Genomic DNA, 11,422 nt, shown 5'->3' with positions numbered 1-11,422 from the left:
GATGGACGCTCGGCAAGCCACGGAAGCGTCGCAGCAGACGCGCGATGAGGCCCACCACAAACCTGTTCGTGAGCCGGCCGACGCCGCCTCCAAACGCAAATCGTCGCTGATGCTGGACTTCAGCCTGTTGCGCCACAACGCGGCCTTCCGCACGATCGTCATCGCGCGAACATTGTCGGTGTTTTCGCTGGGCATGCTGACGGTGGCGGCGCCGGTTCAAATCCAGGATATGACCGGCGCGCCGATGCAAGTCGGCCTCGCCATGGCGCTCGGCGGCGGCGGCGCCTTCGCGGGGCTGTTGGCGGGCGGCGTGCTTGCCGACAGATTCGATCGGCGCAAGCTGATCCTCTTCGCACGAACCGTCTGCGGTCTTGGCTTCGCCGCGCTGGCGATCAATGGCTTCGTCGCCTCGCCTTCGCTGGCGACCATGTATCTGCTGGCGCTGTGGGATGGATTTTTCAGCGCGCTCGGCGTCACCGCGCTGCTCGCCGCAACGCCTTTTCTCGTCGGCCGGGAAAATCTCGCCGCCGCGGGCGCGTTCAACATGCTGACGGTGCGCGTGGGCGGCATTCTTTCTCCTGCGATCGCCGGAATTGTCATTGCGTCTTACGGCGTCGGCTGGGCTTACGTCGCGGCGACCGTCGGCACGCTGATCACCGTCACGCAGCTCATCCGGCTTCCGCCGATGCCTCCCACGAGAGGCGAGCCGCAGCACCCGCTGCGCGCGCTCGGGGAGGGGATAGGATATCTGTTCGTCAATCGGCTTGTCGGCGCCGTCATCGCGGTGGGCGCGCTTGTCAGTCTGGCCGCCGGCGTTCGCATTCTCTTGCCGGCGCTTGCGGAGGAGGTGTATCGCGTCGGACCGTCGGCGGTGGGTTTCATGTATTCGGCTGCGCCGCTCGGCGCGACGCTCGCCGCCGTGACCAGCGGTTGGCTTGGCAGCGTCGCTCGCCCCGGCGTGCTGCTGCTCGCGAGCGCCGCGTCCGCGTTCATCGCGCTTGGCGCGCTCGGACTCTCAAGCAATCCCCTTGTCGCTTTTGGCGCTCTCGCCGGCTTTGGCTATTTGAGCTCGATCGCGTCGCTTTTGCAGTTCACGCTCGTGCAACGCCATACGCCCGATCAGCTGCTTGGGCGCGTCAACGGCCTGTGGGCCGCGCAGACGGTCACCGGCGACGCCTTCGGCGCGCTTACGCTTGGAATGCTCAGTCGCGCGCTTCCGCCGACGTCGGCCATATTCGATTACAGCCTATTCGCGCTTCTCGCGAGCGCGGTAATGGCGATCGGATTTCGCATTCTGTGGCCCGTCTCGGTCAAGCGAAGCGATGAGGCGCCGACAAGCGTCGCCGACAAAAATCAGCGGCCACGGTCGGCAACGCTCGGGTAGCACAACGCTTGATCCGCGCTGTGGGCACATAAGCGCTCCTTAGTGAGGAAGATAATCGACAGCGACAGAGGTGCGGCATGAATGCGATTAGTCTTAACTCAACCGATGTTCCCATTGAAGCCAATCCCACATTCCTTTTCACGTCGCCCCATCGAAGCATCAGGGCCTATGGCGTCGCCGAAAGGATTTGCCTTTCAGCCTGCGGCGCGGCGCATTCGGACAGTTTCCTGCAGACGGCGGTGCAGGATGCGATCGATCGGGCGCGTCAGGCCGGACAGGCGAATCCCATCGTCGCGGGCGCCATTCCCTTCGACATAAGGCAGCCCTGCGCGCTGTTTGTGCCAATGAGCTATGCGGCTTTTGCCAGGGAGTCGCTGATCGCCGAGGAGCGACGCAGCGTCAACGCGCCCACCGTCCTCGGGATGCGCAGCCTTCCCGATAAGGATGGTTTCAAGGACGCGGTCTCGCGCGCGATCGCCATCTTCCGCGCCGGGACAATGTCGAAGGCGGTGCTGTCGCGCATCCTCGAAATCGAACTCGATCAACCCGTCGACGTTCCGGGGATTTTGAGCGCGTTGGCAAAGCAAAATCCAAGCGGCTATCATTTCAAGGCGCCGTTAAGCGACGGCGCCATATTGCTCGGCGCCAGTCCTGAATTGCTCATCCGGAAAGACGGCGTTTCCATCCGCTCAAATCCTTTGGCGGGCTCCACGAAGCGCAGATCGGATCCCGATGAAGATCGGCTGGCGAGCCGTCGACTGTTGCAGTCGAACAAGGACAATTTCGAACACAGACTCGTCATCGACGAGATACAGGAAGCGCTGGAGCCGGTATGCAAGGCGCTGTCGACGCCCGCCGAGCCGGCGCTGATGAATACCTCCACGATGTGGCACCTCTCGACGTTGATTACCGGCGAACTTGAGAACCGGCACACGTCGGCGCTGCAGCTTGCCTGTCGATTGCATCCGACGCCTGCCGTTTGCGGCTATCCGACCGCTGAATCACGATCGCTGATTGGCGATCTTGAGCCATTCGATCGCGGCGTATTCAGCGGTGCGGTCGGATGGTGCGATTCAGACGGCAATGGCGAATGGGCGGTCGCGATACGCTGCGGCACGGTTCGCGACAGGACCATCAGACTCTTCGCCGGCGCGGGCATCGTCGAGGCCTCTGATCCGGAATCCGAATGGGCGGAAACAGAAGCGAAGCTCGGCACGATGCTGCGCGCCTTCGGCATCGAGACGCCGGAGCGCCCCGCATGCCAATAGAATTCACGCCCTGGCCCGAAGCCTTCGCCCGCCAATATCGCAAAAAGGGCTATTGGCGCGGCGAGCCGCTGACGGAAATTCTGCATTCCGCGCGCCGGCGCCATCCCGACGCCGTCGCGTTGATATGCCAGGATCGGCAAATCACTTACGCCGAATTGGATGCGAAGTCGTCGCGGCTGGCGTCGAGCCTCATGCGGCGCGGAGTTTGTCCCGGAGATACCGCGCTTGTGCAGCTGCCCAACATCGCCGAATTCTACATCGTCTTTTTCGCGCTGCTCAAAATGGGCGTGGCGCCGGTCAATGCGTTGTTCAACCACGACAGGCTGGAGTTGATCGCCTATGTCGAACAGCTACGGCCGAAGCTTCTGATCGTATCTACTCAACATCATCTTTTCGCCGATGACGCTTATGTAAAATGCCTGCGGAGCGTCGCGCTGACGCTGAGCGTCGTCGCGGTCCACGGCCGAGCCGATTACGCTGAATGCCTTGAGTCGCTCTGCGACGGCGAGTCTGTCAGCGCGGTGGACGAACCGCGTCCTTCCGCGCCGGATCAAGTGGCGTTCTTTCAACTGTCGGGCGGCAGCACCGGCGTTCCCAAGCTCATTCCGCGCACGCATGACGACTATTTCTATAGCGTGCGGCGCAGCGCCGAAGTCTGCCGTCTGACGTCAGAGAGCCGCTATCTCTGCGCGCTGCCGACGGCGCATAATTTCCCGCTCAGTTCGCCCGGCGCGCTTGGCGTATTTCAGGCGGGCGGAACCGTGGTGATGGCGCAGAACCCGAGCGCGGACCTCTGCTTTGCGCTCATTCGACGCCACAAGATCAATTTCACGTCGATCGTGCCGACGATCGCTTCTCTTTGGCTCGACGCCGCCGACGGCGCGCTTGAGGCGCCGACTCTCAACGTCATCCAGGTGGGCGGGGCGCGGCTGAGCGAGGCGGTCGCCCGCCGCCTCGTCGCCGTCTTCGGCTGCCAGCTGCAGCAGGTTTTCGGCATGGCGGAGGGGCTGGTGAACTACACAAGCCTCAATGATGATTGCGAGCGAATTTTCACGACGCAAGGCCGGCCGATGAGTCCGGATGACGAGCTGAGAGTGGTCGACGCCAACGGCGAAGACGTCGGGACAGGCGAAATCGGCGAACTCCTAACTCGCGGTCCCTATACAATCCGCGGATATTATCGCAGCTCGGAACATAACGCAGATGCTTTCGACGAAAATGGCTTCTATCGCACCGGCGATCTCGTCGAGATGACGGCGGACGGATATTTGAAAGTCGTGGGCCGCAGAAAAGATCAGATCAATCGCGGCGGCGAAAAAATTGCGGCGGAAGAGATCGAGAATTTGCTGCTGCGGCATGAAGCCGTCGTGCATGCCGCGCTGATCGCCATGCCGGACGTTCTGATGGGAGAAAAAAGCTGCGCCTATATTGTCGCGAGCGACGCCGCGCTGCGGCCGATCGCCTTACGAAAACATCTGCGCGGCCAGGGGCTCGCCGAATTCAAGCTCCCCGATCGTTTCGAATTTGTCGATCGGATGCCGCTCACGGCTTTCGGAAAAATCGACAAGCAAACGCTGCGCAGCGACCTTCAGACGAAGCTCAGCGTCTAATCCGAACAGGAGTGGATCATGGCCATACAATCTCTAGCGTCATACGCTATGCCAAGCCCGGAGTCCTTCCGGATCAACAAGGTCGATTGGCGTCTCGCGCCCGAGCGCGCGGCGCTGCTCATCCATGACATGCAGGACTATTTTATCGGCTTCTATGGCGAGAACAGTCCGCTGGTCGATCGGCTCATTTCGAACATTCAACGGCTGCGCGCCTTTTTCAAATCTCAGGGCGCGCCGGTGATCTATACGGCGCAGCCGATCGAACAGAGCGACAATGAGCGCGGATTGCTGAACGACATGTGGGGACCGGGTCTCAATGCCCATCCGCATCTGCAAAAAATCGTCGAGCCGCTCTCGCCGGAAGCCGACGACATTGTGCTGACCAAGTGGCGTTACAGCGCATTCAAACATTCGACGCTCGCCGAGACGATGAAAAATTTGGGCAGAGACCAGCTGGCGATCTGCGGAGTCTATGGCCACATCGGCTGCCTGACCACGGCGCTCGACGCCTTCATGCAAGACATCAAGCCTTTCATGATTGGAGACGCCATCGGCGATTTCTCGCTCGACGATCATCTCATGACTCTCAACTATGTCGCCGGACGCTGCGGCAAAGTGATTGGCGTCGAGGATGCGCTCGCCGCAAGAAGCGTCCCTGCCGCTCTGCTGACCAGAGAAGACCTCAGGAATCAGCTCCTGGCGGCGCTCGAAGTCGAGGAATCGGAATTCGACGCAGACGAAAATCTTATCGACTACGGCCTCGATTCGGTGCGCGTCATGATGCTGGTCACCGAATGGCGTCGGCTCGGCATTGAGGTCGGCTTTGACGAATTGGCGAAAAAGCCAACCTTTAATGGTTGGTGGGGCATTATCGATCGGCGGCTTCCCGCGGGCGCTTCCGCATGAGCGCCGCGCGCCCGCAGATGGATTTTTCGGGAAAGCGGATTTGGGTCACGGGCGCAGGCCAGGGAATTGGCTATCAGACGGCCGCGACATTCGCCGCGCTCGGCGCCGACGTCGTCGGTTTGGATAAGAGCTTTGCCGCGCCGAACTATCCTTTCGCCACGACGCTGCTCGACGTGGGCGAAAGCGATCAAGTGCAACGCGTCTGTCGGGCCTTGCTGAAAGAGCGGCCTCGGCTGGATGTGCTGGTCAGCGCCGCCGGAGTCCTGCGTCTCGGTTTGACGGAGGAATTGAGCGTTGACGATTGGGCCGCGTGCATGACCGTCAACGCCTCGGGCCCATTTCACCTTTTTCAGGAGACCGTTCCGCAATTCAAGCGCCAACGTTCGGGCGCCATCGTCAGCGTCGCCTCCAACGCCGCGCGCACGCCGCGCATGCTGATGAGCGCCTATTGCGCGTCCAAGGCGGCGCTGAGAAGCCTGACGCTATGCGTGGGCTTGGAGCTCGCGCCCTATGGCGTGCGATGCAATCTCGTTTCTCCCGGTTCAACCGACACCGCGATGCAGCGATCGATGTGGCGCTCGGCCGATGGCGACAAGCAAGTCGTCGCCGGCGATCCGGGATCATTCAAATTGGGCATTCCGCTCGGAAAGATCGCCGCCCCGGAGGAGGTCGCCAGCGCCGTCGCGTTTCTGGCGTCGGATCTTGCGAGCCATATCACGCTTCAGGACCTTGTCGTCGACGGCGGCGCGACGCTCGCGGCTTAAGAGGGCGGCGTTCGGGCTTGTCGCCACCGAGCGGAGGTCCCGCCGCCATCTGGCGCCATCCTTGCGAGTTTTCCCGCAACTGGAGCGGCCCCATCGTGCTCGACGCTAAACAAACTCGCAGCCTCGCAACCGAAAAAGACTTCGAACACCCTGTCGAGGCCGTATGGCGCGCCATGACCGATTCCGAATGGCTCGCTGTCTGGTTCTTTCCAAACGATATCGAGCCAGTGGCGGGCCATAAGTTCACGATCTGGACGCGTCCGATCGAGCGTTGGGACGGCGAATTTAAATGCCAGATTCTCGCGGTCGAGCCTGGCGCCATGTTACGTTTCAGCTGGTCGGGCGGTCACGACGAACTCAAGGGTTTTGGCCGATATATGGACACGACAGTTACATGGACGATTTCGCCGTCGCAAAATGGCGGAACGCATTTCGTCTTTGTTCAGGATGGAATCGATGCCGCCCCAGAGGCGGACGCGGTCTATGACGTCATGCTCAAAGGCTCGGAGAGCGTGTTGAGATCGCTGGCCAAGAGACTTCCTGACCTCATCGAACACGGCGCCTGAGACGCTCCGCGTCGCCGATCGGCCAAGAGCGGCGAATGTTGGCGAGAGTTTTGCTCTCTTTAAAGGCGGCGAAGGCGCGTGACGCATCACATTTGCGCAAAAATTACCAACAGCGCCGCTCGCATGGGAGGAAAAGCATGGCTGATCATAAGGTTACGGTCGAGCAGCTGCCGAATGGAAAATGGGCCTGTTTCTTACATATTCCCGGCCGCGACGAGCCGGTGAATCTCGGCCGAGAATTTAAGAACGACGAACACGCCGAAAACTGGCTCAACGTATCGGAATCGGTGACGGCGATCGAAATGATGATCCGTAAATATCAAGAATAGCGCCGCGCTCGGCAGGAGCATTTTCCGTCGAAGCGGATGGCGGATCGGCGTGGAAAATGCGTCAATTCAAGACATTAGATCACATTCATGGATCGATGATTCATGAATGCGCTTGAGCGCGCATTCGATCGAGAGGTTGGCGAGCGTGGAGCGCCGCCGCTCGGCGCGGGATGTCAGGCGCATTGTCAGTTTCGCCCCACGAGCCTAATTGCCCGATCGAAGGCGCCCGCGCCGAACCTCGTGACCGAGATCGCGGATGATCCGTCCTCAATGAATTTATGGTACGGCGCTCACCGTAGAATAGAGCGTGCGGGTCAGAGGATCGAGACTGCCGAGTCCCAGAAGAATGATGAGCCAAAGCACGGCGGCGGCGGCGAACAGCCACACGGTCGCGCCTTCTCGGCGCAGGTCCATGAATCCAAACGCCGCGACGCACGCCATGGTCGCCGCGACGATGACGATTCCGCCGCGTCCCCAGCCCGGAAAGGCGAAGGCTGCGGCGAGTTCGGCCGCGAGAAGCGCATACATCAGCGATGCGACCGCGACGAGACGAACGATAACCGTCGTCATGATGCGCGTCCCATAAGATAGATGAGCGGAAACAGGATCAGCCAGATGATGTCGACGAAGCTCCAGTAGAGTCCGACGACATGCACCGGACTGTGGCGCTCAGCGGTATATCGTTTAGCCTGCAAGATGATCCAGGCGAGAAGCCCAAGGCCGACGACGAGATGCAGCCCGTGGAGCGCCGTGCCGAAAAAGTAGAAGGCGAAGAAAAGTTGCGCGCCGCTTCTCGCCGGCCCGTGAATGGCGAAGTTCGGACCCGGAAACAGACCTTTCCTTAGGTCCATTTGCCATTCGACTCCGAATTTCAGAACGACGAAGGCGGCGCCGAGCGCCCAGGCGATCGCCAGCCATACCACCATCCCGCGCCGGCGTCCGAATCCGATATAGGCTAGGCCGACGCTATAAGCAAAACTGCTTGCGATCAGCAGCGCCGTATTCGTCAAGCCGATCATCAGTTCGGTTTGTCGCGCGCCCGCGTCGAATGCGCTCGGATCGGCGTGACGCGCATAAATCCACGAGAGGAAGATCGGCCCAAAGAACAACGCTTCGCTCGCGAGAAAAAGCCAAATGCCGGAAATCGCCGTTTCACGCTGATGTTCGGCGCTGGCGAATTGGAAATCATGGGCCGCGGCGTTACTCATCGTTCGACGGCCTCCGCCTGCCGATATTGATAGGGCGCTTGCGTGACGATCGGCGTCAACGGGAAATTCTCGGTCGGCGGCGGCGAGGGCGTCGTCCATTCGAGGCCGGTCGCCCCCCACGGATTGGCCGGCGCGCGTTCGCCATAAAGCAGCGACCAGGCAAGATAGCCGAGCGGCAAGATGTAGCCGACGGCAAGAATCAAAGCGCCAGACGACGACAGCAGGTTCAGCGCTTCGAAATGCGGCGGATAGGCGAAATAGCGTCTCGGCATGCCGAGATAACCAAGCAGGAACTGCGGAAAGAAAGTGAGGTTGAAGCCGACAAAGATGATGATTGCGCCAGCGCGGCCCCACATCTCGGGATAGAGACGGCCCGTGATTTTCGGCCACCAGAAATGAAGGCCGGCGAAATAGGCCGACACCATGCCGCCCACCATCACATAATGAAAATGCGCCACCACGAAATAGGTTTGCGTGAGATGGACGTCGGCGGCGAGCGCCGCGAGGAAGAGGCCGGTCAGACCGCCGGTGGTAAAGAGGCCGATGAAGCCGATCGCGTAAAGCATCGGCGCGTCGAAACGGATGTAGCCCTTATGCATTGTGCCGATCCAGTTGAAGACTTTGATCGCCGATGGGACCGCAACCATATAGCTGAGCAGCGAAAAGACGAGCGCCGAATAAAGCGAGGTTCCCGCCACGAACATGTGGTGGCCCCAGACGAGAAAGCCGATGACGGCGATCGCGATGCTCGCCCAGACGACAAATTTATAGCCGAACAGCTCCTTGCGGGAGAAGGCGGGAATGATCTCGCTGATGACGCCGAAGCCGGGCAGGATCATCACATAGACGGCGGGATGCGAGTAGAACCAGAAGAGATGCTGAAACAGCAGCGGGTCGCCGCCGATCGCCGGATCGAATACGCCGATGCCGAAGAGGCGTTCGAAGACAAGCAGCAGCAGAGTCATCGCGAGCACTGGCGTCGCGAGCACGAGAATGACGCTGGTGGCGTAAAGCGACCACAGGAAGACCGGCATTTTGTACCAGCTCATGCCCGGCGCTCGGAGCTTATGGATAGTGACAATGAAATTGAGCCCGGTCGCGATTGACGAAAATCCGGCGATAAAGATGGCGGCGACGGCCGCAACCACATGTCCCTTGGAGTAGAAGGACGTGAGCGGCGTATAAAACGTCCAGCCGGTGTCGACGCCGCCAATGACGACTGCATAGAGCGCGACGAGGCCGGCGGCCATGAACAGATACCAGCTCAAAAGATTGAGGCGCGGAAAGGCGAGGTCGCGCGCGCCAAGCATCAGCGGGACCAGGAAATTGCCGAGCGTCACCGGGACGGCCGGAACGAGAAAGAACCAGACCATCAATATGCCATGCATCGAAAACAGCCGATTATAGGTCTCCGCTGACCCGATCAGCCCTTTCGGCGAGCTTAAGTTGTAGCGGATGAGAAAGGCCGCAAAACCGCCAGCGAAGAAAAAGAAGGTGATGGCGACGATATAGAGAATGGCGATGCGTTTGTGGTCGGTGGTGAGCAGCCAGCTGCGCAATGTATGGCCGTCGTCGAGATAAGAGACTTGAGCTGGCGCATGCGTCATGTCCGGCTCCCCGAGCGAAGCGATTTGATATAGGCGATGAGCCGCAACACATCCTCTTCGCCGATCTGGCCTAAGAAGGAGGGCATGATCCGCGGATAGCCCGCGATCCGAGTCCTGTCGGGCGTGAGAATGCAGTCGCGGAGAAATTCTTCATCGGCCGTAACGGTCGCGCCGGTTTGCAGCTTGACGAGCCGACCGAATAGTCCGGCCAAGGCGGGCGCGCTGACGCCTGTCGTCGCGGGCGATCCGCCGACTCCGCCTTCGCCATGACAACCGCTGCATCCATGCGCCGTAAAGAGCGCCTTGCCGGCGGCCGCCATGTCGTCGCGCTCGCCAGACGCAGCGGCGCCCGAGAGCCAGGCTTCGAATTCGGGCTGTGTCAAAGCGACGACTTCGCCGGTCATCGAATAATGGCCGACGCCGCAGAGCTGCGTGCAGAAGAGCTCGAAAATCCCAGGCGTCTCGACCTGAAACCAGAGCGATTCATAGCGTCCGGGAAGAACGTCATGCTTGATCCGAAAGGCCGGAATGGAAAAATCATGAATGACGTCTTCCGACGTCATCACCAGTTGAATCGACCGGTTGATCGGAATGTGCAGCGCGTTGATCTCGCGCTGGCCGCCCTGATGTTCGACCTTCCACATCCATTGCTTGCCGACCACATAGATTTGCAATGCGTCGGCAGGCGGCTGGAACAGCCTTACGTAAAGATCGCCGCCCCAGATGAACAACACGAAAAACACCGCGAGCGTCGCCGCCGTCCAACTAATCTCGAAACGCCAGGTCTTGCGCCCCGGCGCGCCGCGGTAGGCGCCGCTCTCGGCCCGATATCGAACCATGTAGAGAAAGATCAGCGCGAAGACGAGGACAAGAACGGCGCATGAGACGAGCGCGAGCGCGAGGATCAGAAAGTCGATCTCGCGACCCTCCGCCGTTGCGCTCGGCAAATAGCCGCTCATGCGCGCGCGCCTTTCCGGAATTCGCGATAAAGGATCGCGGCGAGCGCAAGCGTCATGACGACGGCGCCAAGCCGCAGGAATTTGAGGATGGCGAATGTGTAGCGGCCGGTCGTCGAGTCGAAGTCAAAGCACAGCAAAAGCGCGGGCGAGGCGCGCGTCGTCGCGTTTTCCGCCGCGGCGGCCCGAATCGCTTCGCTCATTTCTGCGGGGGAAGACCCGATGGCGGAGAGGTAGCCGGAGACTGCTCCGCTTGGCGTCGCGACAACGGCGCCGATCGGATGAATGAAGGTCTCGGGATCAGCGCCGTCGCGATAGCGATAGCCAACCGATTCCGCTAGCGCGCGAATGTCCTCTGACTTTCCAGTAAGGTAGTAAAATCCCCCGACGGTTCCGTGCGGCGCCGCCGCGGCGAAATCAATCTCGCGGGCCTTCCGCGCGGCGTCGGCCTTCTCCGCGGGATCGATGCTGACCGCGACGAACAGATAGTCGGCGCCAGCCGACAGACCCGCCTTCTGCGCGGCGCGCAACAAAGCGAGGCGCGCCACGGCGCAGAGCTTCTCGCAATGGAAATAGCCGAGCACGACAACAAGCGGCGCATGATTGAATAATTCACCAATACCAATGTCTCGTCCGTCGGCGTCGATGAAAACGCTTTTTGACGGCATGCGCGCGCCTTGTTTCTGCTCGAACGCAATCCCCGTTAGATTGGGCGTCCGTTGCGCATGGGTCGGAAGGCTGTTGAGAAGAAGCGAGGCCAGCAGCGTAAGAAGCAGCTTCATAGGCGTTCTCCTTTTGCAGCTGAGAAGTAAGCGTCGACCGGG

General features: G+C 60.8%; 12 protein-coding genes. 7 read left to right on the top strand and 5 right to left on the bottom strand.

All coding sequences use genetic code 11. The features are described 5' to 3' along the window. Position 1 precedes the first annotated feature (1 nt). The 7 genes from entS (at position 2) to U1E20_RS09725 (ending at position 6,827) form a co-directional block, all read left to right on the top strand. Complete coding sequence (gene entS, locus U1E20_RS09755; protein ID WP_409980416.1) at positions 2-1,384, top strand: enterobactin transporter EntS; 1,383 nt, start codon at positions 2-4, stop codon at positions 1,382-1,384. Positions 1,385-1,461: 77 nt separating this feature from the next. Then, complete coding sequence (locus U1E20_RS09750; protein ID WP_409980415.1) at positions 1,462-2,652, top strand: isochorismate synthase MenF; 1,191 nt, start codon at positions 1,462-1,464, stop codon at positions 2,650-2,652. Continuing rightward, positions 2,643-4,262 (top strand): (2,3-dihydroxybenzoyl)adenylate synthase, encoded by a 1,620-nt coding sequence (locus U1E20_RS09745; protein ID WP_409980414.1) that lies wholly within the window; start codon positions 2,643-2,645, stop codon positions 4,260-4,262. Before U1E20_RS09750 ends, U1E20_RS09745 begins: the two co-directional genes overlap by 10 nt. An 18-nt stretch (positions 4,263-4,280) precedes the next feature. Next, entirely contained in the window at positions 4,281-5,168 is an 888-nt protein-coding gene (locus U1E20_RS09740) for an isochorismatase family protein (RefSeq protein ID WP_409980413.1), read from the top strand. Between the two features lie 17 nt (positions 5,169-5,185). Then, entirely contained in the window at positions 5,186-5,932 is a 747-nt protein-coding gene (gene dhbA, locus U1E20_RS09735) for a 2,3-dihydro-2,3-dihydroxybenzoate dehydrogenase (protein WP_409980800.1), read from the top strand. A gap of 95 nt (positions 5,933-6,027) precedes the next feature. Beyond that, on the top strand, positions 6,028-6,498 hold the full coding sequence (locus U1E20_RS09730) for an SRPBCC family protein (RefSeq protein ID WP_409980412.1): 471 nt from the start codon (positions 6,028-6,030) through the stop codon (positions 6,496-6,498). A gap of 137 nt (positions 6,499-6,635) precedes the next feature. Next, positions 6,636-6,827, top strand: a complete 192-nt coding sequence (locus U1E20_RS09725; protein WP_409980411.1) for a hypothetical protein — start codon at positions 6,636-6,638, stop codon at positions 6,825-6,827. 276 nt (positions 6,828-7,103) lie between these two features. Here U1E20_RS09725 and U1E20_RS09720 read toward each other — a convergent pair whose 3' ends face one another. The 5 genes from U1E20_RS09720 to U1E20_RS09700 are packed head-to-tail and all read right to left on the bottom strand — an operon-like array spanning position 7,104 to position 11,380. Continuing rightward, positions 7,104-7,397 (bottom strand): hypothetical protein, encoded by a 294-nt coding sequence (locus U1E20_RS09720; RefSeq protein WP_409980410.1) that lies wholly within the window; start codon positions 7,395-7,397, stop codon positions 7,104-7,106. Continuing rightward, the gene (locus U1E20_RS09715; protein ID WP_409980409.1) at positions 7,394-8,035 is read right to left on the bottom strand and encodes a cytochrome c oxidase subunit 3; all 642 of its coding nucleotides are present in this window, start codon (positions 8,033-8,035) and stop codon (positions 7,394-7,396) included. Before U1E20_RS09715 ends, U1E20_RS09720 begins: the two co-directional genes overlap by 4 nt. Continuing rightward, a complete protein-coding gene (locus tag U1E20_RS09710) occupies positions 8,032-9,642 on the bottom strand; it encodes a cbb3-type cytochrome c oxidase subunit I (protein WP_409980408.1) in 1,611 nt (536 codons plus the stop codon). The genes U1E20_RS09715 and U1E20_RS09710 overlap by 4 nt, the downstream gene beginning before the upstream one ends. After that, positions 9,639-10,601 carry a cytochrome c oxidase subunit II gene (coxB, locus tag U1E20_RS09705; RefSeq protein ID WP_409980407.1) on the bottom strand — a complete coding sequence of 321 codons (963 nt, stop codon included), beginning with the start codon at positions 10,599-10,601 and terminating at the stop codon, positions 9,639-9,641. Before coxB ends, U1E20_RS09710 begins: the two co-directional genes overlap by 4 nt. Further along, the gene (locus U1E20_RS09700; protein WP_409980406.1) at positions 10,598-11,380 is read right to left on the bottom strand and encodes an SCO family protein; all 783 of its coding nucleotides are present in this window, start codon (positions 11,378-11,380) and stop codon (positions 10,598-10,600) included. Before U1E20_RS09700 ends, coxB begins: the two co-directional genes overlap by 4 nt. Positions 11,381-11,422 lie beyond the last annotated feature (42 nt).

It is taken from the genome of Methylocystis sp. (genome assembly GCF_046349115.1).
Taxonomy (GTDB): Bacteria; Pseudomonadota; Alphaproteobacteria; order Rhizobiales; family Beijerinckiaceae; genus Methylocystis.
Note: the sequence above shows the minus strand (reverse complement) of the source record. Positions and strands in the feature narration are given on the sequence as shown.

What these genes read in the sequence shown, in the direction of transcription:
- entS (WP_409980416.1), top strand. Translation starts at nt 2, where the DNA reads ATGGACGCTCGGCAAGCCACGGAAGCGTCGCAGCAGACGCGCGATGAG.
- U1E20_RS09750 (WP_409980415.1), top strand. Translation starts at nt 1,462, where the DNA reads ATGAATGCGATTAGTCTTAACTCAACCGATGTTCCCATTGAAGCCAAT.
- U1E20_RS09745 (WP_409980414.1), top strand. Translation starts at nt 2,643, where the DNA reads ATGCCAATAGAATTCACGCCCTGGCCCGAAGCCTTCGCCCGCCAATAT.
- U1E20_RS09740 (WP_409980413.1), top strand. Translation starts at nt 4,281, where the DNA reads ATGGCCATACAATCTCTAGCGTCATACGCTATGCCAAGCCCGGAGTCC.
- dhbA (WP_409980800.1), top strand. Translation starts at nt 5,186, where the DNA reads ATGGATTTTTCGGGAAAGCGGATTTGGGTCACGGGCGCAGGCCAGGGA.
- U1E20_RS09725 (WP_409980411.1), top strand. Translation starts at nt 6,636, where the DNA reads ATGGCTGATCATAAGGTTACGGTCGAGCAGCTGCCGAATGGAAAATGG.
- U1E20_RS09720 (WP_409980410.1), bottom strand. Translation starts at nt 7,397, where the DNA reads ATGACGACGGTTATCGTTCGTCTCGTCGCGGTCGCATCGCTGATGTAT.
- U1E20_RS09715 (WP_409980409.1), bottom strand. Translation starts at nt 8,035, where the DNA reads ATGAGTAACGCCGCGGCCCATGATTTCCAATTCGCCAGCGCCGAACAT.
- U1E20_RS09710 (WP_409980408.1), bottom strand. Translation starts at nt 9,642, where the DNA reads ATGACGCATGCGCCAGCTCAAGTCTCTTATCTCGACGACGGCCATACA.
- coxB (WP_409980407.1), bottom strand. Translation starts at nt 10,601, where the DNA reads ATGAGCGGCTATTTGCCGAGCGCAACGGCGGAGGGTCGCGAGATCGAC.
- U1E20_RS09700 (WP_409980406.1), bottom strand. Translation starts at nt 11,380, where the DNA reads ATGAAGCTGCTTCTTACGCTGCTGGCCTCGCTTCTTCTCAACAGCCTT.